This is a genomic window from Chryseobacterium sp. 27AL (genome assembly GCF_057815395.1).
The window spans coordinates 12,335-34,950 of record NZ_JBYRIW010000009.1 but is presented as its reverse complement, the minus strand read 5'-3'; the positions used below and the strand labels follow the sequence as shown (position 1 = coordinate 34,950).

Sequence of the window (22,616 nt, the reverse complement as noted above, 5' to 3'; positions counted from 1 at the left end):
ATAACATTCATCGACTAAAAGGAGATAATCTTCGATTTCAAGACAAAAGAAAAATAACACATTTATTAAACTAGTTAAATGTACACCAACTCCAATCATCCTAAATTTGTCTTATCAAAACAAATAAACAAACACCAGATATGGACAGAAAAGATTTTTTAAAGAAAGGATTATTGGGAACAGGCATGTTCGTGGCCTCAGCATCCCTGGGAAATACCATGAAGAATGACATCGATGAGATCGAACCTCTCGAGCCGATAGGCTACAACCATCTTTCTAATCCCGAATCCAAGATTAAAGACAATTCCGTTATTCACAAAGCGGATTCCAGAGGAAAGGCCGACCATGGCTGGCTGGTGAGCAATCATACCTTCAGCTTTGCCAATTATCACAATCCGGAAAGAATGCACTTTGGAGTGTTAAGAGTTTTAAATGATGATAAAGTAGAGGCTGGCAGAGGCTTCGGAACCCATCCGCATGATAATATGGAGATCATCAGTATACCTTTGGAAGGTGACCTTGAACATAAAGACAGTATGGGAAATACCGCAGTCATCCGAAGCGGAGATATCCAGGTAATGAGCGCCGGAACCGGGATTATGCACAGTGAGTTCAACAAAAATGATGATCAACCGGTAAAATTCCTTCAGATCTGGGTATATCCGAACAAAAGAAACGTTACGCCGAGATACGATCAGATTACACTCGACAAAATAAAAAGCAAAAATAAATTCCAGCAGATCCTTTCTCCCAATCCCGATGATGAAGGCGTGTGGATTCATCAGGACGCATGGTTTCATTTAGGAGACTTTGAGAATAATACAGAAGTAAGTTATCAGGTTAAGAAAAAAGGAAACGGTGTTTATGCATTTATCATTAAAGGAAATGCCGAAATCGAAGGACAGCATTTAGAAGAAAGAGACGGCTTCGGGGTTTGGAATATTGAAAATCTTCAGATCAAAGCAACCTCAGAAAATACTGAAATCCTCCTAATGGATGTTCCGATAACGATGTAATTTAAAAATAAATTCATGAACTAGCTTTATAATTATTGTTGGTAAGCTCTCTTTTTTAAGGGAGCTTTTTAAATTATTTTTTATTCAAAAAAAGTAGTTCCGTTTCTAATTTCAACAACTTTTGTAATTTTGTCTATATTAAAATGTCTAATACGTCCTTCTCTTAATAGGCAGTTAGCGATAACAAATTTATAATCTTGCCCCTCAGTATCTGTAAAAGTGTCAATTCCAATCACTTTAATAATTCTTTTAGTTGAATTTTTTAATTTATCTGTGTAATTAATTAAAAAATATTCATTGTTAGTGAAAATGTTAGAATCAATGTGAATATAGTTTCTTTTATAACTAGGATAACTTCTTCCAAAAACCATTTCATTACTTAAACAATCTTTAGAAGTATTTGTATCTTCTATGAATGAGGTTATTTTTATGATTGGTTTTGCTATTCTCTTCTGAAGTAGTAAATCAAAATATTCAAATTTATAGTAATAGTGATTAAATATAATTTCATTTACTTTTATTAAAGAATTTTTTAATTTAACAGATGAATCTTCTAATTCTAATGGTTTATCAAATGGATAAAGATAGAAAACATCTTTTTGCTTTAAATTTTTAATAGTCGTTAAAGCTTGATCATGGGAAACGACTAAACCTAGAATACTTGAGGGAAGAAAGTCTTCTGAATAAGATATTGTTTGAGGGTTATACCACCTACATTTAAACATATATTTCGAACAGTCCTTTTCACTGAACTTGGGATCTTTAGTTGAAAACCTTTTTTCATCTTTATTTTTGACAATATCTATGATTGTCATTACAGGAGGTAAAAAATCTAAATGATTTTGCTCTTTGTTAGATCTAAGGCCATCGGAATTCTCAAAGAAAACTTTCTTTTTATTAAGTTCAAAATCAACGTTTTTTAAACATACAAGATTATGTAGATACATCTCCTTTAAATAATCGATCTCATATTTTTCAATTGACTCGAAGCGATCTAGATCTAAATAACTATCTTTTTTAACGAGTCGCTTTAGCTCACTTTGTTTAAACCAATTATTGTTAAATTTTCCATCTTTATGTGAATAATAATAGCATCTTAATTGTTTTTCAATAGGTTTACCAGTTAAACTATCGTATTCTTTTTTATCTAAAGTTTCTCCGACTATCATTACTGGAGGAGTAATGCTGGCATTTGAGGCTATTTTAATAAAAGTATTATTTTCGAAGTAAGGATGGTTTTTGAAGCAAACAAAATCACCAATAGAAAAGTCTTCCACTATTTAATTATTTTCAAGGTTATTAATGCAAATATAATAATAAATACTTATTTTTGAGTGCTTGTAGAAAAAGTTTAATTACGACTAGTAAAAGATAAAAGGTCTTAAATAATTTAAAAGATTTACTTATAAAAATTGGTTTATAAGGTAGCTTAATTGCAATGCATCAATCCAGTCATGGTTTAGGCTGGAGGAGCATAGTAGGAAACATGTTGCTAAGATAAGGCTTATTTGATTAATTTCAAAGAACCTAAAGAATTTTGTTAATCTATGATGTTGTTTCATCTTCATTACTGGATTTACTATTATTTATATTCAGGCATCTCACCAATTTCTGAGTGAGCTCAATACATGTCCATACATATTACGGATTTATCAATGACTCATTTACTGGGTACTTATCTGGCTTTGCGTATGTAATTATAAAATCGCTATTGTTTTCTGCAAGCATTTTTATGATAGAAAAACCGGATTGGATAAAAGAAAAAGGTTATTTACATCTTTCACCTTCTCTTAAAATAGGAGAGGATTGGGAACTGTATTATAAAAATATTACGAATGAAAAGTATGTAGCTAAATATGCATTTTATCCCTTGATTCATACTATTTTAAAAGATAGAAAATATAAAAAAGGAGATTCGGAAGTACATAGACATAAACAGGATAGAAGACACTGTCATTTTCATAAGGATACTAATAAGCCGGAAAAAACACATAAGTTGAGGCCATTGCATTATGCAAGCCATATGGATGCTCTCGTTTACGGATATTATAAGGAGATTCTCAATGATTTATATGAAAAAAAATTAAAAGAAAATCCTATATTAGACTCTTGTGTAAACGCTTATCGTAAAATTCGTATTTCCGAAGAAAATGAAAAAGGTAAAAGTACCATCCATTTTGCGAAAGAAGCGTTTGACGAAATAAAAAAAAGGGGAAATGAAGATGAGGTTTGTGTTTTAACTTTTGACTTAAAAAGTTTTTTTCCAAGTTTGAATCATCAATTTTTAAAACAAAAGTGGAAGTGGCTCTTAGATGTAGACGAATTACCTAAAGATCACTATAATGTTTTTAAGGCCTGCACAAAATTTCGGTATGTTCTTCTGGATGATTTAAGAATTCAGAGAAAAAGTAACAAGGGACGAAGATTAGGTTTTGATGAGTCAAAGCTCGCAAAAATAAGAAAAGAAAATGGCTTCAAGTGTTTTTTTGAAAGCAATCAAGAATTTCGAAAAATAATTAAAGAAGGAAAACTACGAATATACAGTAACCCTTTTTTTTCAAAGGATAAAAAGAATATAGGAATTCCCCAAGGTCTTCCTATAAGTGCATTATTGGCAAATATTTATTTATATGATTTTGACCTAAAGATTGTTCAATATCTTGTTCAGAAACTAGGCGCTTATTACAAAAGATATTCCGATGATATTGTTGTTATCTGTAAACCCAATCAAGCTGATTTTATTGAAAATTTTATTTATAATTTAATAGAGGAAAGTAAAGTTGAAGTAAGTAAAAATAAAACTGAAAAATTTATTTTTAAAAAGGTTCGATATTCTCCAAAGCATGATAGTGAAAGATTAGCGTGTTTCAAGGTAAATAAAATTACAGGAGAGGAAAGAGAAACGCCATTATTATATTTAGGTTTTGAGTTTCGAGGATATAAAACAGTCATAAAATCGGCGAATTTATCTCGCTATTATAGAAAAATTATTTCCATAACAAAAAGACGCTGCAAAAGAGCTAAAACTTTGTTCGACAAAAATCCTGAAGCGAAAAAAGCTGTTTATATTAATCAAATTAAAAAGCTTTATAATAAGCCTTTAAAAATTAACGATTCTGAAAGTACGGAACTTAAAAAACAAACAAGGAAGCGTTATTCATTAGTAAAAAATGATAGAGGTTTTTATGAGTTTTCTCATTATTCTCCTAATAATAAAAAAGAATCAAATTATTATTCTTACGTCAAACGGTGTTGTACAATATTTGAAGAAGATCATTTTATGAATCAGATTCGAAAAAGGAAACACGTTGTCTTTACAGCAATTAATAGACATCTTAATAAAAAGTAGTTTAATGTAGAATATCAACTTGGGTTAAGAACCTACAAACTCAAAATATAATATAAAGAACTGTAAAGTATATTCTGATAACTGCAAACATACTTTTAGCAACTTTGGATAACATTCTTACATCCGCAAGTTACATTCTTGCATAAGTAAACAACATTTTAGCGGGTACAGATATAATTTTAACACCGGCGAGTTACATTCTTGCGACTTCATGTTACATTTTTGCGACTCCAAATAACTTTCTTGTGATGTAATTTGTATTTGGAACGATGTAAACTTTATTTCTATCATTGTAAAATCAGGATATTGCTTGCAAGCTATCACTCACACCCTCAACGATCAACCAACAAAGCTCCACTATCAGCCACCAACAAATTAGCAGAATCCAAAAAAAATCCCGATTTTTGTCCCTCTTCAAAATCCCCGAACATTCATGAAACTTTGTATTGCCGAAAAGCCAAGTGTTGCCAGAGATATCGCCAAAGTGTTGGGTGCCACCACTCCCAAACAAGGTTATATGGAAGGGAACGGCTATTGTGTGACATGGACTTTCGGGCATCTCTGCACCCTCAAAGAACCCCACGACTACGGTCCGCAGTACAAATCCTGGAATCTGTTTCTGCTGCCGATTATTCCCAATAATTTCGGAATTAAATTAATTCCCAACAAAGGTGTTGAAAATCAGTTCAAGGTCATTGAAAGACTGGTCGCCGAATGTGATGAGGTCATCAACTGCGGGGATGCCGGGCAGGAGGGAGAACTTATCCAGCGATGGGTGCTACAGAAAGCGAAATGCAATAAACCTGTTCAGCGTCTCTGGATTTCGTCACTGACCGAAGAAGCGATTAAAGAAGGTTTTGCCAGCTTGAAACCAGCCGAAGACTATAAAAATCTTTACTTAGCAGGAAATGCCAGAGCTGTGGGCGACTGGCTTTTAGGGATCAATGCGACAAGACTTTTCACCAAAAAGTTCGGAGGAAATAAAGCGGTATTGTCCATAGGAAGAGTACAGACTCCGACATTGGCGATGCTTGTCCAACGTCAGAAAGAGATCGATGCTTTTACCGTAGAAGAATATTGGGAACTCAAAACCCGGTACAGAGACGTGATCTTCAATGCTGCTATTGATCGTTTAAAAACCCTGGAACGCGCCGAAAAAGGTCTTGAATATTTAAAAGAAAATATTTTTGAAATCGTTTCTTTTGAAATAAAAGAAGGAAGAGAAAAGAACCCGAGACTGTTTGATCTTACCGGTCTACAGGTGGAAGCCAATAAAAGGTACGGCTACTCTGCAGAAAATACACTGAACTATATTCAGAGTCTCTACGAGAAAAAACATGTCACCTATCCTCGTGTAGATACCACCTATTTATCAGAAAGCTTATATCCGAAAATAGAGGGTATCCTCAGGAAAATGACTTTCTATCAGGAGCTTGTTTCTCCTTTGTTGGAAGCGCCCATTCCAAAATCAAAAGCAGTTTTCGATGACACGAAAGTTACGGATCACCATGCGATTATTCCCACGGAAGTTCCGCCTTCCCAGAATCTCAGCCGCGAAGAAAAACTGATCTATGATTTAATTGCTAAAAGGTTTATTTCTGTTTTTTATCCTGAATGTAAAATCTCCAATACTCTTGTTGAAGGCAAAGTAGGAACCATCCCCTTTAAAACCAGCGGAAAGCAGATTCTTGAGCCTGGCTGGAGAACTGTTTACGCCAAAGAGCCGAAAGATGAAACCGAAAAAGATAAAGATAAAGAGGAAGAACAGACTATTCCTGAATTTACCGTAGGAGAAACCGGTCCGCACGATCCGATGATTCATCAGGGAAAGACTTCACCACCGAAACCTTACACCGAAGCAACGCTGCTCCGTGCCATGGAAACCGCCGGCAAACAAGTGGAAGACGAAGAACTTCGTGAATTGCTTAAAAATAACGGAATAGGAAGACCGTCTACCCGTGCCAATATCATTGAAACGCTTTTCAAAAGAAAATACATCGAAAAGAAAAGGAAAAACCTCATCGCCACCCAAACAGGAATTCAACTGATCGATACCATTGAGGACGAACTTCTCAAAAGTCCCGAGCTTACGGGAGAGTGGGAACTCAAGCTCCGTAAGATCGAAAGCGGGGAATATGAAGCCAATCATTTTAAAGAAGAACTGATCCAGATGGTAACAGAGCTTACCGAAAAAGTAGTCTATGGAAAAGGAAAAGTGATCAGTCTGGAAGAAGAAAAAGTAGTTAAGGAAAAGAAAAAACGGGAGCCCGCTGCCAAAAAAGAAATGCAGTCCTGGGAAGATACAAAGTGTCCGAAATGTAAAGAACATCATCTGATGAAAGGAAAAACAGCTGTTGGATGTTCAGATTTCAAAAACTGCGGATTTAAAGTTTCATTCGAAATTTTTGGTAAGAAACTCTCCGATAAACAATTAATGGATCTTGTCCTTAAAGGAAAAACCTCAAAACTGAAGGGTTTCAGTTCGCATCAGGAAAGCTTAACGGAAGGCGTTTTATCTATGGATGAAAATTTTGCAGTAGTTCTTATTTAAATTTTACTCAGATCCATTTATAGAATCATTAAAAATTTAAAACAAAAAGAATCTGCATAATCAGGATAATCTGAGCGAGAGGCAATAGTGTAGAGTCTCTTTTAATATGGGTAAATTTCCTACCTTTAATCTCAATTAAATATTGGCAAAATGAAAAAAGTATTTGTACTGATTACCCTTGTTATTTACAGTATCAGCTTTGCGCAAAATAATAATTTCGGAAAAAATCCAACAGCAGGAAATATCCTACACCTGGCAGATGCAGATATCTACTATGAAGTTTACGGTAAAGGTGAACCATTGTTTTTACTTCACGGAAACGGAGGAAGCATAGATGCATTTTCCAAGGAAATTCCCGAGCTCTCAAAGCATTTTATGGTAGTCGCCATGGATACACGCGGACAAGGTCAAAGTACTGATGCCTCCAAAGAACCGCTGACCTACAGAAAGTTTGCCGATGATATAAAAATGCTTGCCAACGAATTGAAGTTAAAGAAAATAAATATTCTCGGATGGAGCGACGGCGGTATTACCGGACTTGAATTTGCTATTAAATATCCTCATCGTGTAAAAAAGGTGATTACGAGCGGCGCCAATGTTTTCCCGGAAGGTTTAGGTGAAAGTGAAGTGCTGGCCATGAAGAATGATGTTGCCGAAAAAAGAGCACAGCAAAAACCTGAAAGCGAAATCAGGCTTATTCAGCTTATGATTGATGAGCCGAAAATTACTAAAGAACAGTTGAACAACATTAAGGCAAAAGTACTGGTGGTAGCCGGGGAAAATGATATGATCCTCCGTTCTCACACCGAATATATTGCCAGTGAAATTCCAAAATCTACACTAAAAATCTATAAAGGAGCTTCACATGGTGTTCCTGTTGAACGGGCAGATGAGCTCAGTAAAGATGTGATTGAATTTATTAAATAATAAGTTCCGGCATACTTTATTCATGTTAAAAATTATTATTGAGATTAAATACTTCTATGACATCAGAAAAAAAGAAACTCATTACCGATAGTTTTCACCGCTCGGAAACTTTAAAATTCTACAAGGCTGAACTTTTGGAAGTTGAGACTGACTATATTTCCATGAAAATTCCTAAAATGGATCTGATGACCAGAAAAGCCGGAATGTTCAACGGTGCTATGATTGCCTCGCTTGTGGATGTTTCTTCCGGGTATGCCGCGGTGAGCCATTATGAAGAAGATTGCTATGTCGTGACGGTGGAATTAAAGGTCAATTATCTACGCCCTGCGATTGGCGATGCTCTTGTTTCAAAATCCTATGTCATCAAAGGTGGTGCGAAAATAAGTGTCATCCGCACAGAAATTTACACTATAGACGAAAACGGTGAATCTGAAAGTCACGTGGCTACTTCATTGGTAACCATGATGAAAATAAAGTAAACTTTACAGAAAATTTGTTATATTTAATGTAACGAGTTTGAACAAATCAATGAATTAAAGAAATAACATTATGAACTTAATTATTCGTCTGCTGATAACAGCAATTGTTGCTTATCTTCTTACCATGATTTTACCTGGAGTACATTTCTCAGGATTTGGAGGGGCTATTATTTTTTCTATCGTTCTGGGAATTTTAAACCTGATTGTAAAACCAATTCTTAATCTTTTCGGACTCCCTTTAACGATCATTACTTTGGGATTATTTGCCCTGGTGATCAATGCAATTATCATTCTTATTGCCGATTATTTCATCGATAGTATGGTGGTTGACGGTTTCTGGTGGGCACTGATCTTCAGTATTCTCCTTTCAATAATTACTTCTTTAGCCAATTCTATGTTCTCCGACGGAGACTAGATCTCATACATATCAAAGGTTGATAAAGAGTGGACTGTGGTTCACTCTTTTTATTTAAAAATGATAAATAAATCTTACCTTTGAAACCTTTGAATTAAACAAAATTTATGAAGTTTTATATTTCATAATCAAAAAAATGTATCAATAATATGAAATTTAAGTACAGTCTGCTGGCTTTGGCAGCTCCGCTCTTAATGAATGCACAAAAAGTAATGACGCCTGAAATTTTATGGACTTTAAAAAAAGTAGGGGTACAGGCCGTTTCACCCGATCAGTCTTCACTTATTTATAAAGTAGGGCAGGTAGATCTTACAACCGAAAAAACGAAAAATGAAAACTATTTCCTGAATGTGATTAATAACCAGTCCGCTAAAGTCGACTTAGGTAAAAAAGCATTGATCCAGTGGGACAAAAACGGAATTTACGCCCAGGAAGGAGATAAAATTTTTCTTTCTAAAGATAATGCCAAAACATGGACTGAGTTTTATACCATAGGTGAAGCTGATAACATCGTAGTTTCTCCGGACGGTAAAAAAATAGCCTTCAGCAAACAGGTTTTGGTGGAAAAAGTAATGGGAAAGGATAAATATACCGATACCCCAAAAACTACCGCACAGGTGTATACAGACCTGAATCACAGACACTGGGATTATTTTAATGAAGGAAAATACAACCATGTTTTTGTTGTAAACATTTCTGATAAAGCTGAATCTGCAAAAGATCTTCTTGAAGGCAAAATGTGGGATTCTCCGCAGCGACCTTTTGGTGGAGCAGAAGACTTCATCTGGAGTCCGGATTCTTCCCAGCTTTTATATGTTACAAAACCTAAAAGCGGAAAAGAATATTCTACAAGCACCAATACCGATATCTTCGCATATGATCTTGCTACAGGAACCACTAAAAATTTAACGGAATCTAATAAAGGGTATGATGTCAACCCTAAATTCAGCCCGGACGGAAAATCCCTGATCTGGCAGAGTATGGCTAGAGACGGCTATGAAGCTGATAAAAATGATGTGAAAATCCTTGACTGGAAAACCGGTAAAACAACAAATCTTACTTCTGGTTGGGACGAAAGCGTTTCCGGAGATGTATTCTGGAGCGCAGATTCAAAAATGATCTATTTTACGGCAGCTTTCAGAGGAACCAAACAGCTGTTTTCTTTAGATCCGAAAAATGCTAAAGTTCAGCAGATCACAAAAGGTGATTTTGATGTTAATGAAATTTTTGCTGACCAGAAAAAGTCACTTTTAGTCGGACGAACAGATATCAACCACGCGACAGAACTCTTCTCTGTCAATGTAAAAAACGGAGAAATGCAGCAGGTGACCGATGTTAATAAAGATACCTACGCAAGTCTTTCTCAGGGAAAATCTGAACTTAAAATGGTGAAAACCACCGATGGTAAAGAAATGGGTGTCTGGTTTCATTATCCGCCAAATTTCGATCCGACTAAAAAATATCCGACTTTGGTATATTGCCAGGGCGGACCGCAATCTGCTTTAACCCAATTCTTCAGCACAAGATGGAACTTTGCTTTAATGGCTGCCAACGGATACATCGTTGTCGCGCCAAACAGACGAGGAATGCCTGGCTGGGGAACAAAATGGAATGAAGAAATATCAAGAGACTGGGGCGGACAACCGATGAAGGATTACCTTGCTGCAACCGATTATGCGAAAACATTACCTTATGTTGATGGGGAAAGAGTAGCTGCAGTCGGCGCAAGTTATGGCGGGTACAGCGTGTTCATGCTTGCCGGAATTCACGAAAACCGATTCAAAACATTTATTGCGCATGACGGATTATTTGATATGAAATCATGGTATTTGACGACAGAAGAACTATGGTTTGCCAACTGGGATTTAGGCTCTCCTTGGGAAAAGCCTCTTCCGAAAGCTTATACTGAATTTAATCCAAGTAATTTTGTTGATAAATGGAATAAACCGATCATGATCGTTCAGGGCGGAATCGACTACAGGGTTCCTTACGAGCAGGGTCAGGAAGCATTCCAGGCTGCAAAACTGAGAGGACTGAAATCCAAATTAGTATATTTCCCGAACGAAAATCACTGGGTACTTCATCCGCAAAATGGTTTGGTTTGGCAGAGAGAATTCTTTGAATGGCTGAAAGAAACATTGTAAAATATCAATAGGAGCGGGCTTTAGCCCGCTTTTTGTTTTCAGAATCAGAAACGGCTTTAGCCAAAATCTATAAAATTCAGAGTATGCAAAACAGAATTTCTTCTTTTCCTCCGATTATCGACAGTAATTCTAAAATTTTAATTCTAGGATCCATCCCCGGAGTAAAATCATTAGAAAAACAACAATATTATGCTCATCCGCAAAACAAATTCTGGAAAATTATATTTGAATTATTTCATGAAAAATTTACGGAAGATTATCAGGAAAGAATTAATATTTTAAAGAAAAATCATATTGCGCTATGGGATGTCATCGATTCCTGCGAAAGGAAAGGCAGCCTTGATTCGGAAATTAAAAATGAAGAAGCTAACCAAATTGCGGATTTATTGGAAAATTATCCTGGTATAGAAGCAATATTTTGCAATGGCGGAAAATCCTTCAAAAATTTACAGAAAATTTTAGGTAAAAATTTCAAAATTCCAATTTATCAGATGCCTTCGACAAGCCCGCTTCATACAGTTTCTTTTGAAAAAAAGTTGGACGAATGGAAAAGGATTTTGGAATTTCTAAAATAAAAAAGCAGAAATAAAAGTATCTCTGCTAAAATTTATTTAATCTATAAATCATTTATCTCTCGATCCTGTAAACTTCCTCATACGGCTGAATCAAAACCCATCCGTTTCCGGAAAACTTCATCTGGAATTCTTCGCCGCTTCCTCTTCCGATAAGACTTTTAAATGAAACGTTGGTTTTTAAATCCGGAGTTAAATTTCCAGACCAGGCTACAGTGGCATTCGGATCTGTAAAGACCGGTGTGTCAGGGGTAACCATTAAAGTTAGTGGTTCACCGTGTGTTGTTATTGCAATATGTCCCGTTCCGGATAAACGTACTTGGAAAAGTCCGCCAGACATGACCCCGGCAATACTTTTCAACATCGTAATATCACTTTTTATGCTTTGTTCATGAGCCAATACATCGTTTCCATTGACACATACCGATTCGTTGTTTAAATAAAGAATACGCACTTTTTTACCTTCGTCGGCAACATATAATTTTCCGGAACCTTCAGCTTTCATGAGTCTTGCTCCTTCACCGCTGATTGCTTTTTTTAAAAGATTTCCCAGACCGCCGGAAAGCATTCCCTGTCTTTCAAAATTAATATTTCCCACATAGCCGACCATACTTCCCGTTTTCGTCCATACGGATTGATTATTAAGATTAATTTCTAAAAGGGCTGGTTTTTCAAGTTCAAAATAGTCCCTCTGTTCAGGTTTTTCTTTTGTCTCGTTGACGAAAGATTCTAGTGAATATTTGCTCATAGGTGTAAAATTTTAATCGCAAAATACAATTTTCATGTTTAATATTCACCTTGAAATCACGGTTTTTTGCTTCAGTGTAAATAATACTTGACAAAGGGGTATCTAATGTCGTATATTTGCAGTCCGAAAATTACACTCTGTAATTTTGATAATTTTTAAACCGTAATTTAAAAAATGAAAACATCAGATTTTAATTTTGATCTTCCTGCAGAATTATTGGCAGAACATCCATCCGAACACAGAGACGAAGCGAGATTAATGGTTTTAGACAGAAAAACTGAAACCATCGAGCACAAACTGTTTAAGGATGTTGTTGATTATTTTGATGAGGGGGATCTTTTTATCTTCAATAATACCAAGGTTTTCCCGGCACGTCTTTATGGAAATAAAGAAAAAACGGGTGCTAAAATTGAAGTTTTCTTATTAAGAGAGCTTGATAAAGAAACCCGCGTTTGGGACGTTTTGGTAGATCCTGCGAGAAAAATCAGAATCGGAAATAAACTATTCTTCACTGAGGACGAATCTTTGGTTGCTGAAGTTATTGATAACACGACATCAAGAGGAAGAACATTAAGATTCTTATTCGATGGTTCGTACGAAGAATTCAGAGCTAAATTGAAAGAACTGGGAGAAACTCCGCTTCCGAAATACATCAAAAGAGATGTTGAACCTGAAGATGCTGAAAGATATCAGACCATCTATGCAAAAGTGGAAGGAGCTGTTGCTGCACCTACTGCCGGTCTTCACTTTTCAAAACATTTGATGAAAAGACTGGAAATCAAAGGAATTGATTTTGCTGAAGTGACGCTTCACGTTGGTTTAGGTACTTTCAATCCGATTGAGGTGGAAGATCTTTCCAAGCATAAAATGGAATCTGAAGAGATTTTCATCGATGAGAAAAATGCTCAGATCATCAACAATGCTGTAGATGCTCATAAAAGAGTTTGTGCTGTAGGTACAACAACGATGAGAACATTAGAAACTTCGGTATCTTCAAACAAGAAAATCTCTGCATTCCACGGATGGACAAATAAATTCATTTATCCTCCACACGAATTCGGGGTTGCCAACTGTATGATCACAAACTTCCACACTCCGAAATCAACATTAATAATGATGATTGCAGCGTTTGCAGGAAGAGATTTTATAATGCACGCTTACGAAGAAGCCGTAAAAGAGAAGTATAAATTCTACTCTTACGGGGATGCCATGCTAATTTTATAATAAAAAAGTAAAAAGAGCCAAGTTAAAGGTAAAAAGTTAAAGAACACAAAATGAAACAAAATGATTTACTTACAAGAACTTTTTTGTTTGGAGTAAGCTGTCTTAAGTTTTTAAGAACACTGCCGAATGATCCTGAAAGTAAGTTAATTAGGTTTCAACTTGGAAAATCAGCCACTTCGATAGGGGCAAATTATGAAGAATCACAAGCAGGATCTTCAAAAGCAGATTTTAAAAATAAAGTAAAAATTGCTTTGAGAGAAGCTAGAGAAAGTAATTTCTGGCTTCGGGTTTTAGAAAAACTGGAAGGTTATGATTCTGAAGAATTTAAACTATTATTGAATGAAAGCGCTGAATTAAAAAATATTTTAGCAGCAATAGTTAACAACACAAAGTTATAAAACCTTTTAATTTTTACTTTTAACTTGGTTCTTTAAATAATTATGAAAGACATCAGAACTTTATCACTCGACCAGCTCAAAGATTACTTTGTTTCTTTGGGAGAAAAGCCTTTCCGTGCGAAACAGGTGTACGATTGGCTGTGGAGTAAAAACCTCCATTCGATTGATGAAATGACGAATCTTTCGAAAAGTCTTCGCGAAAGAATTTCCGAGGAATATACGATTAATCCCGTTTCTGTAGATCTTCTTCAGAAAAGTACGGACGGGACTATTAAAAATGGCGTAAAATTGCACGACGGGCTGCTCGTGGAATCCGTTTTAATTCCGACAGAAACCAGAACCACAGCCTGCGTTTCTTCACAGGTTGGATGTTCTTTAAACTGTGAATTCTGCGCAACGGCAAGACTCAAAAGAATGAGAAACCTTGAAGTTGCCGAAATCGTAGATCAGGTTGCGTTGATCGACAGCCAGAGTAAAATGTATTTCAACAGGCCGCTTTCCAATATTGTGTTTATGGGAATGGGCGAGCCGATGATGAACTACAAAAACGTGGTAGAGGCCATCAGGAAAATTACCCAGCCGGAAGGTTTAGGGATGTCTCCGAGAAGGATTACCGTTTCTACATCAGGAATTCCCAAAATGATCAAAATGCTTGCTGATGATGATTTGAGGGTAAAGCTTGCTCTTTCACTTCACTCTGCGATTGAATCAAAACGTAATGAGATCATGCCTTTCTCAGATAAGTTTCCTTTGACCGAAATTATGGAAGCGCTTCAATATTGGTATCAGAAAACAGGCTCAGTGATCACGTTTGAATATTGTGTGTGGAAAGGAATCAACGATGGGGATGAAGATATCAAGGCATTGATCAAATATTGTAAACAGGTTCCTTCTAAAGTTAACTTAATTCAATACAATCCTATTGGTGACGGCAAATATGACCAGTGCAACAAACAGGCGGAAGAAAATTACATTCGTCAGCTTGAAAATGCAGGTATTGTCTGTGTCGTAAGAAAAAGCCGTGGAGGGGACATTGATGCCGCATGCGGCCAACTCGCCAATAAAACAGCGGATTAAAATTTCATTAAAAAAATCAAAAAAAATCCTTAACGTTTTCTTAAAATCCTAACTTTGTACAAAATCAGGTAACAATGATGGATTATTTTGTAGGCAAAGACGGCCTTGAAAACGTTTATGCCTGGTCAATTCCGGTTCATGCTACAATTATTCTTGCAGAGATGATCTACAGTCATGTTGCAGAAGCTAAACTGTACAATGGTAAAGATGTTGCTACAAGTGTTTATCTTGCGGTACTCAACTTTGGGTTGGACGTTGTGATGAAGGCTTTTGCCATGGGGGTCATGTTTTTCTTTTTCAATCACAGACTTTTCTCGTGGGATTATACCATCTGGTATTGGCTGATCTGTTTTGTGGTGACCGATTTTGCGTACTATGTTCTTCACTACGTCGATCATCATTCCAGAGCATTCTGGGCAGTTCATATTACGCATCATAACTCCGAATATTTCAACCTGACAACAGGGTTCAGAAGTCCTGTTCTGCAGCCTCTTTACAGATACTTGTATTTTTCTCCGTTAGCTTTTTTAGGATTTAATCCATGGCATATTATGGTCGTTTATGCGATCGGACAGGTTTATGGAACATGGGTTCATACCCAGACCGTAAAAAGTATGGGTATTTTGGAATATATACTGGTTACTCCTTCTCATCACCGTGTGCATCATGCCTGCAATATCAAGTATCTGGACAGAAATATGGGAATGTGCCTGATTATCTGGGATAAAATTTTCGGAACTTTTGAAAAAGAAGATCCGAATGTACCCGTAAAATACGGAATTTACCCTAAAATGCCTGACAATAAACCGGATACCGTTCTTCTCTATGAATGGCGAAAAATCTGGAAAGATATTAAACAGCCGGGTTTAAAGTTGTCAGACAGAATTAATTATATTTTTAATTCTCCCGGATGGCGACACGACGGAACAGGAAAAACAGTAAGACAATATCAAAAGGATTATTTGGCGAAGAAAAATAAGAAAAAAGAACAGATGGGAAAGAAATCGGCCTAATTTTTATAATATTAATTAATTTTCAATGAAATCTATATAATCAATTCAGGCGGATTTTGTTAGTCTTTTTATTGGCTTATGCATATCAATCCTTCAAACCTTTTATTGAGTGAAAGTCGCTTATTAAGATACAAATTATAATTCAATATTAGGTTTTGCTATCATTTGCTGAGTGTTAACGCCTTTGCGAACGAAAAATAAACGCAATCATTTACAATAAAGCTTTGCGCCCGTTGCGTAAAAAAAGATTCTTTATTATATAAACTTGAATTAACACAAAAATTAAGGTCATTTATAATATTTTTACAAAATGAAAAAAATATTTCTGACTTTTATTATTACAATCTCCACTCCTTCGCCTGCTCAGCAGTCCGCTATTTTTAAAATCAGAAAATACAGAATAAGTTATCTCGATGAAAGAATTAAGGAAACGTCTGGTCTTAGTTTGATGAACGGAAAGCTTTACACATTCAATGACAGCGGAAATTTTCCCGAACTTTTCGAACTGGATAAAGCAACAGGAGCAATTGTAAATACAATAAAAATCAACGGTAAAAATAAAGACTGGGAAGCTTTAACCAATGACGGACAGAATTTTTATATCGGCGATTTCGGTAATAACAGCGGAACAAGAAAAGATCTGGAAATCTACAAGATATCTTTTAATGACAATTTATCTGAACATGCTTCAATGAGCTTGATTTCCTTTGAATATCCTGAGCAGAAAGAGTTTATTTCCAGAAATACTTTTACTTATTTTGATGCCGAAGCGATGATTTATCTGAATGGAAAAATCCACCTTTTTACCAAGGAATGGAGTTCAAAATCGACAACACATTATATAATTGATCCTAACCATCCGGATAAGCAGCAAGCCCAGAAAACAGAATCTTTCAAAACGAATTTTGTAGTTACCGATGCTTCTTATTTCAATAAAAAACTATACCTCATCGGCTATACAAAGAAAACAGAGGTCTTTTTAAATATCTTTAATGAATCCGCTCCAGGAATGTTTTTCGATGAGGCTCCCAAAAGATATTATTTAGGAAGCGCTTTATCCATTGGCCAGATCGAAGGAATTGCAGTGGATGACAGTGGAATGTATATTTCCGGTGAGAAGTTTCATTCACCAATAGGCGGATCAAAGCAGAGTCTGTATTTTATTCCAAATGACAGGCTCAAAGATTAATAATTTAAACATTTGTATCATTTGCTGAACTAAGCACCTTTTCTAACGTAAAAATATTCAATAATTATATAATTCTCTACGACTTTACGTTAAAACTAAAAAATTGATATTCGTATTAAATTACCTTAAAATTGACTGAAAAAAATTATCTTTGTTGTAATTAATAATTTATCCATCATCCAAAGATTGTGGCGAACACTGTAGAAGAAATCAAGCGACCGATCAATGAGGAAATGAAACTTTTCGAGCAGAAGTTTTATGAATCCATGCAGAGTAAAGTACCTTTATTAGATAAAGTCACGCGTTTTATCGTTACGACAAAAGGGAAACAGATGCGCCCCATGTTCGTTTTTCTTTGTGCAAAGCTTGTAGGAGATGTTAACGAAAAGACCTACCGAGGTGCTTCGATGATCGAACTGATTCACACTGCAACTTTGGTTCATGACGATGTGGTGGATGAAAGCTTTAAACGGCGCAACTTTTTTTCAATCAATGCCCTGTGGAAAAATAAAATTGCGGTTCTGGTAGGAGATTATCTTTTGTCGAAATCGGTTTTACTTTCAACAGACCACAAAGACTATGATCTGTTGGGTGTAATTTCCAGAACGATCCGTGAAATGTCTGAAGGTGAACTTTTACAGCTTGAAAAAGCCAGAAAGTTGGATATTACGGAAGAAGTATATTACGAAATTATTCGTCAGAAAACAGCTACTTTAATCGCCGCATGTTGCGAGATTGGCGTATTGTCGAACAATGCTGATGCAGATTTGGCAAAAAAAATGATGGATTTCGGAACCTATACCGGAATGGCTTTTCAGATTAAAGACGATCTTTTCGACTACCTGACCTCAAATGTGATCGGAAAACCGGTAGGAATTGATATCAAAGAACAGAAAATGACACTGCCACTGATTTTTACGTTGAGAAATGCTGACGAAAAAGACAAAAAGTACTATTTTAATACTATTAAACGGTACAATAATGATCAGAAACGTGTAAAAGAGCTGATCAGCTTTGTAAAAAGTTCCGGTGGGCTGGATTATGCTATTTCAGTAATGAAAGATTTTCAACAAAAAGCCAAAGACATCCTTAACGAATTTCCCGATTCCGAAGCCAGAAAATCTTTACATATTATGCTGGATTACGTAATTGAGCGAAAATTTTAAATTAAATTATTTCCATTGTTACAATGATTACAGCTAAAACTATACAAAATAAAGCGATTAAAAATAAATAATCCGCAATAGTTTCAAATCGGAACCCCTGCTTTTCCCGCTGGGATCTTATCGCCAGAAAAGAAAAGAAGCAGCTGAAGGCGAAAAATAAGCAGGCAACTCCTGCAAATTCGTCCAAATGCGTGCTGTGACTGATCTTAGTGATCTTTAAGGAAGTGATAATGACCAGTGAAAACCCCAATAAATTGCTGGAAGCATTCAGAATATGAGTGGACTTCTTTTCCATTTCTACAATTTTTTTTCAATATAAATACAATTTTTTTTATTATCAAATTTTTAAAAAAGATTATTAAAAATTAAAATTAATTTAAAAAGTGTATATTAGCAAAATACTTCACGAATTATAAAATTTTTTATCGGGCTATGCAGACAACCTATATTGAAACACAGCAAATTTCCTTTCAAGACTTTAAAAATCAAATACTTGAAGATTATAAGTTAGGAAGGATTTCTCGTGAAATGTCTTATTTAGGCAGAAGAGAAGTTCTTACAGGAAAAGCTAAATTTGGTATTTTTGGGGATGGTAAGGAACTTCCTCAGCTTGCAATGGCGAAAGTTTTCAAAAATGGAGACTTCCGTTCGGGATATTACAGAGATCAGACCTTTGCAATGGCTGTCAATGCATTAACTGTTGAAAGTTTCTTTGCTCAGCTGTATGCAGACACAAGTGTTGAAAGAGAGCCTGCCTCTGCGGGAAGACAGATGAATGGCCACTTCGCTACAAGAAGTTTAAATGAAGACGGAAGCTGGAAAGATTTAACGGCGCAGAAAAATATTTCTTCTGATATTTCTCCGACAGCCGGGCAGATGCCAAGATTATTAGGATTGGCGCAGGCTTCCAAAATATATAAATCAGTAAAATTTGAAGGTTCAGAAAAATTCTCAAAAGACGGTAACGAGATCGCTTTTGGAACGATCGGAGATGCTTCTACTGCAGAAGGTCACTTCTGGGAAACGTTGAATGCAGCCTGTGCGCTTCAGGTTCCGATGATTGTTTCAATCTGGGACGATGGGTATGGAATTTCTGTTCCTACCATGAAGCAAAGAGCTAAAGCAGATATTGCGGAAATGCTGAGCGGATTCCAGAGAAAAGAAGGTGAATTCCAGGGATGTGAAATCATTCAGGTAAAAGCTTGGGATTATCCTTCATTACTGGATGCTTATGCCAGAGCAGAGCAGTTTGCGAGAGTAGAAAGCGTTCCCGTGGTAGTTCATGTTGTTGAAGTGACACAGCCTCAAGGGCATTCGACTTCCGGATCTCACGAAAGGTATAAAAATGAAGATCGTCTGGCCTGGGAATCTCAATTCGACGGTTTGGTTAAATTTAAAGAATGGATTTTAAATTATTCCATTGAAATTGACGGTCATGAAGAAGTTTTGGCAACTGCTGAAGAACTTGACGCCATCGATGAAGAGGCTAAAAGAACAGTAAAGGCCGGACAGAAAACCGCCTGGGAAAATTATCAGAAAACCATCACGGATTTAGTTCATGCTGTTTTGCCTTTAGTTGAAAACCTTAAAGGTCAGAATGCTGAAATTGAAAAATATATCAGCCAGTTTAATAAATTGGTTTCTAAGGCGAAAAAAGATGTTTTCCATCTGGTGAGAAGATCTTTACTGGCGACAAGAGGAACAAATTCTGCAGAAAGAAACCAGTTGATGCAGAAGTATAGTGAGATTTTCGAGGTTGAAAAAGACAATTATTCTTCTCATCTTTATTCTCAATCGCAGTGGAAAGCTGAAAACGTAAAAGAAGTAAAACCTATCTATTCTGAAAATTCTGAAGATGTTGACGGAAGAGTAGTGGTACGAAATAATTTCGATAAGATTTTCGAAAAATATCCTGAAACTTTAGTATTTGGCGAAGATGCCGGAAACATCGGTGACGTAAACCAGGGACTTGAGGGAATGCAGGAAAAATATGGTGAAGTTCGTGTTGCCGATACCGGAATCCGTGAAGCTACGATTTTAGGACAAGGTATTGGGATGGCAATGAGAGGTTTAAGACCAATTGCTGAAATCCAATATTTAGATTATATCTTATATTGTTTACAGGGAATGAGTGATGATCTGGCAACGGTTCAGTACAGAACAAAAGGAGGTCAGAAAGCGCCTGTAATCATCAGAACAAGAGGTCACCGACTGGAAGGCGTATGGCATTCCGGTTCTCCGATGGCGGGAATTCTTAACCTTTCCAAAGGGATCTTGGTATTGGTTCCTAGAAATCTGACAAAAGCTGCCGGGTTCTACAATACGATGCTTCAGAGTGACGATCCTGCGGTAATCGTTGAATGTTTGAATGGCTATCGATTAAAAGAAAAACAACCGGATAACTTAGGTGAATTCACGGTTCCTGTCGGAAAAATCGAGGTGACAAAAGAAGGAAAAGATGTTACTTTGGTGACATATGGTTCTACCTGGAGAATTGTCATGGAAGCCGCAGAAGAGCTGGAAAAATTGGGAATTTCTGCGGAAGTAATTGACGTTCAGTCGTTGATTCCTTTTGATTTAACCCATGAAATTGCTGAATCTGTAAAGAAAACAAACCGATTGGTAGTGATCGACGAAGATGTGGAAGGAGGAACTTCAGCGTTTATTCTACAGCAGATTTTAGAAAAACAGAAAGCATTCAGATTCTTAGATTCTGATCCGTTGACGATATCTGCCAATGATCACAGACCGGCGTACGCCAGTGACGGAGATTACTTCAGCAAGCCATCTGCAGATGATATGGTAGAGAAAATCTACGCCCTGTTTAATGAAACAAATCCTCAGAAATATCCTGCGATATTTTAACCGGAACTTTTAGATAAATTTTGAAACCGCTTTCTTTGGGAGCGGTTTTTTTTATGTTCAATAAATATAATAATGTGTAAATTTGTTTTCGCATGTATATGATATGAGAAAAAATAATTTAAATATAGAATTAAAAAGACTGATGCATCAACATGTCTTGGATGATACTGAATATTTTCAGTTTTCACTTTTTTCTGATGAAAATAATAAATTTACCTATAGCTTTATAACAAATTGGTGTGGCTTTGATGAAGAAAATCAATTAATTGAACTTAGAGAGCCATCATTAATTGTTCCAGAAATTGCAATTCAATTATTTAAAGATATAAATGAGCCTTTACTTATTATTAATAATGATAAAGATTTTATATTATTTATGAATTTTTTTGGTGGTAATGGACTAATCACAAAAAAAATTTGTGAAAAATTTTTATCGGAAATAATTAAGCCGCAAAAAAATATCAAAACTTATTATGGAGGATATCAAGAGATTGGATCAGTGCCAAAATGCAAATTTAATAGAGCTGCAAATCCAAAGCTTAGAATGAAAATCTTAAAACGAGATAATTTTAGATGCAAAATTTGTGGCAATTCACCTCAAAATAATGAACACATCGAATTACATTTACATCATATCACTCCACACTCTGTTGGAGGATTAACAGAAGAGAAGAATTTAATAACTTTATGCCATACTTGTCATAAAGGACTTGATCCTCATTTAGATTATTCTTTATATCCATTAATTGATGTCGGATTGCTGTCTGATTTTGATTCTAGGGAAGATTATATAAAAAGAATTGAGAATAATATTAAAATAGGAATTGAGCGCATAAAGAACAATTTGTAATATTTATTTTAATTTGTAAAAACAATAGAGAAAAATCAAACAACAGTCTTCTGCACCTTCTTCCCTTCCATAATCATTTTACAAGCTTTCTCTTTTTCCGGATCATATACATGATATTTCATTTCCCATTCTTCAAGCTGGTACAAAATCGGAAGCAATGCTAATCCTTTTTCTGTAAGTGAATACTCAACTCTTGGAGGAATTTCTTTAAACTCTTCACGAACGACCAATCCATCGGCTTCCATCTCCCGAAGCTGATCGGTAAGAACCTTTCTGGAAATCACATTAATACGCGCCGCAAGTTCCCCAAAACGCAATTTCCGGTCTTTAATAACCAAAACAATGATCGGTTTCCATTTGCTTCCCAAGGCAGACATTGCTTTGCCAAGCGGACAGCTATATTGCATTAATTCGTTCTTTTTCATAAAGTTTGTTTTAAATTGTTGGTCTTTTTTGAACACACAGGTCACAAAGTTTTTTTTAAATATGTTCTGTTTTAGGCTCACAAAGCCGTTCTACTTATAAGAATGCACAGAGTTTTGATTTTCCATTTTCCATTCTCAACATTTCTAGCTGAAACTATTGAGTTCTCTTAGCCTTAGTCTCAACCTCAACCTTACCCTCACCGTTACC

General features: G+C 35.8%; 20 protein-coding genes. 16 read left to right on the top strand and 4 right to left on the bottom strand.

The annotated features are described in order from the left end of the window. Positions 1-140: 140 nt before the first annotated feature. On the top strand, positions 141-1,016 hold the full coding sequence (locus AC3WV0_RS13055; RefSeq protein WP_488846540.1) for a pirin family protein: 876 nt from the start codon (positions 141-143) through the stop codon (positions 1,014-1,016). A gap of 80 nt (positions 1,017-1,096) precedes the next feature. Here the strand turns inward: AC3WV0_RS13055 and AC3WV0_RS13050 are convergent, their stop codons facing one another. Then, complete coding sequence (locus AC3WV0_RS13050) at positions 1,097-2,293, bottom strand: hypothetical protein (RefSeq protein WP_488846539.1); 1,197 nt, start codon at positions 2,291-2,293, stop codon at positions 1,097-1,099. Positions 2,294-2,748: 455 nt separating this feature from the next. On the opposite strand from AC3WV0_RS13050, the gene AC3WV0_RS13045 reads away from it, so the two are divergent. The 7 genes from AC3WV0_RS13045 to AC3WV0_RS13015 all read left to right on the top strand — a co-directional run bounded on the left by AC3WV0_RS13045 (position 2,749) and on the right by AC3WV0_RS13015 (position 11,456). Then, entirely contained in the window at positions 2,749-4,365 is a 1,617-nt protein-coding gene (locus AC3WV0_RS13045; RefSeq protein WP_488846538.1) for a reverse transcriptase/maturase family protein, read from the top strand. A 433-nt stretch (positions 4,366-4,798) separates the two neighbouring features. Next, a complete protein-coding gene (locus tag AC3WV0_RS13040; protein ID WP_488846537.1) occupies positions 4,799-6,916 on the top strand; it encodes a type IA DNA topoisomerase in 2,118 nt (705 codons plus the stop codon). Between the two features lie 150 nt (positions 6,917-7,066). After that, entirely contained in the window at positions 7,067-7,843 is a 777-nt protein-coding gene (locus AC3WV0_RS13035; RefSeq protein ID WP_488846536.1) for an alpha/beta fold hydrolase, read from the top strand. A 56-nt stretch (positions 7,844-7,899) separates the two neighbouring features. After that, positions 7,900-8,322 carry a PaaI family thioesterase gene (locus tag AC3WV0_RS13030; RefSeq protein ID WP_488846535.1) on the top strand — a complete coding sequence of 141 codons (423 nt, stop codon included), beginning with the start codon at positions 7,900-7,902 and terminating at the stop codon, positions 8,320-8,322. Between the two features lie 70 nt (positions 8,323-8,392). Next, the gene (locus tag AC3WV0_RS13025) at positions 8,393-8,737 is read left to right on the top strand and encodes a phage holin family protein (protein WP_090002394.1); all 345 of its coding nucleotides are present in this window, start codon (positions 8,393-8,395) and stop codon (positions 8,735-8,737) included. 149 nt (positions 8,738-8,886) lie between these two features. After that, positions 8,887-10,881, top strand: coding sequence for a S9 family peptidase (locus AC3WV0_RS13020; RefSeq protein WP_488846533.1), 1,995 nt, complete (start codon positions 8,887-8,889; stop codon positions 10,879-10,881). 83 nt (positions 10,882-10,964) lie between these two features. Then, a complete protein-coding gene (locus AC3WV0_RS13015; protein ID WP_488846531.1) occupies positions 10,965-11,456 on the top strand; it encodes a DNA-deoxyinosine glycosylase in 492 nt (163 codons plus the stop codon). Positions 11,457-11,508: 52 nt separating this feature from the next. On the opposite strand, the gene AC3WV0_RS13010 is transcribed toward AC3WV0_RS13015, so the two are convergent. Further along, positions 11,509-12,201, bottom strand: a complete 693-nt coding sequence (locus AC3WV0_RS13010) for an AIM24 family protein (protein ID WP_488846530.1) — start codon at positions 12,199-12,201, stop codon at positions 11,509-11,511. Positions 12,202-12,375: 174 nt separating this feature from the next. Here AC3WV0_RS13010 and queA point away from each other — a divergent pair, with 174 nt between their 5' ends. The 6 genes from queA (at position 12,376) to AC3WV0_RS12980 (ending at position 18,268) form a co-directional block, all read left to right on the top strand. Then, positions 12,376-13,425, top strand: coding sequence for a tRNA preQ1(34) S-adenosylmethionine ribosyltransferase-isomerase QueA (queA, locus tag AC3WV0_RS13005; RefSeq protein ID WP_066439669.1), 1,050 nt, complete (start codon positions 12,376-12,378; stop codon positions 13,423-13,425). A 50-nt stretch (positions 13,426-13,475) separates the two neighbouring features. Continuing rightward, positions 13,476-13,823, top strand: coding sequence for a four helix bundle protein (locus AC3WV0_RS13000; protein ID WP_488846529.1), 348 nt, complete (start codon positions 13,476-13,478; stop codon positions 13,821-13,823). Positions 13,824-13,865: 42 nt separating this feature from the next. Then, complete coding sequence (rlmN, locus tag AC3WV0_RS12995; RefSeq protein ID WP_488846528.1) at positions 13,866-14,900, top strand: dual-specificity RNA methyltransferase RlmN; 1,035 nt, start codon at positions 13,866-13,868, stop codon at positions 14,898-14,900. 74 nt (positions 14,901-14,974) lie between these two features. Further along, entirely contained in the window at positions 14,975-15,913 is a 939-nt protein-coding gene (locus tag AC3WV0_RS12990; RefSeq protein WP_488846527.1) for a sterol desaturase family protein, read from the top strand. A gap of 310 nt (positions 15,914-16,223) precedes the next feature. Continuing rightward, a complete protein-coding gene (locus AC3WV0_RS12985; RefSeq protein WP_488846526.1) occupies positions 16,224-17,102 on the top strand; it encodes a hypothetical protein in 879 nt (292 codons plus the stop codon). A gap of 188 nt (positions 17,103-17,290) precedes the next feature. Continuing rightward, positions 17,291-18,268, top strand: a complete 978-nt coding sequence (locus AC3WV0_RS12980; RefSeq protein WP_488846524.1) for a polyprenyl synthetase family protein — start codon at positions 17,291-17,293, stop codon at positions 18,266-18,268. A gap of 1 nt (position 18,269) precedes the next feature. On the opposite strand, the gene AC3WV0_RS12975 is transcribed toward AC3WV0_RS12980, so the two are convergent. Beyond that, positions 18,270-18,563: a hypothetical protein gene (locus tag AC3WV0_RS12975; RefSeq protein ID WP_488846523.1), complete on the bottom strand. Its 294-nt coding sequence runs from the start codon at positions 18,561-18,563 to the stop codon at positions 18,270-18,272. Between the two features lie 137 nt (positions 18,564-18,700). Between AC3WV0_RS12975 and AC3WV0_RS12970 the strand changes: the two genes are divergently transcribed. Beyond that, positions 18,701-21,133, top strand: coding sequence for an alpha-ketoacid dehydrogenase subunit alpha/beta (locus AC3WV0_RS12970; protein ID WP_488846522.1), 2,433 nt, complete (start codon positions 18,701-18,703; stop codon positions 21,131-21,133). A gap of 103 nt (positions 21,134-21,236) precedes the next feature. Then, a complete protein-coding gene (locus AC3WV0_RS12965; RefSeq protein ID WP_488846521.1) occupies positions 21,237-21,983 on the top strand; it encodes an HNH endonuclease in 747 nt (248 codons plus the stop codon). Positions 21,984-22,018: 35 nt separating this feature from the next. Here AC3WV0_RS12965 and AC3WV0_RS12960 read toward each other — a convergent pair whose 3' ends face one another. After that, positions 22,019-22,408 (bottom strand): winged helix-turn-helix transcriptional regulator, encoded by a 390-nt coding sequence (locus tag AC3WV0_RS12960; RefSeq protein ID WP_488846520.1) that lies wholly within the window; start codon positions 22,406-22,408, stop codon positions 22,019-22,021. Positions 22,409-22,616: the final 208 nt, after the last annotated feature.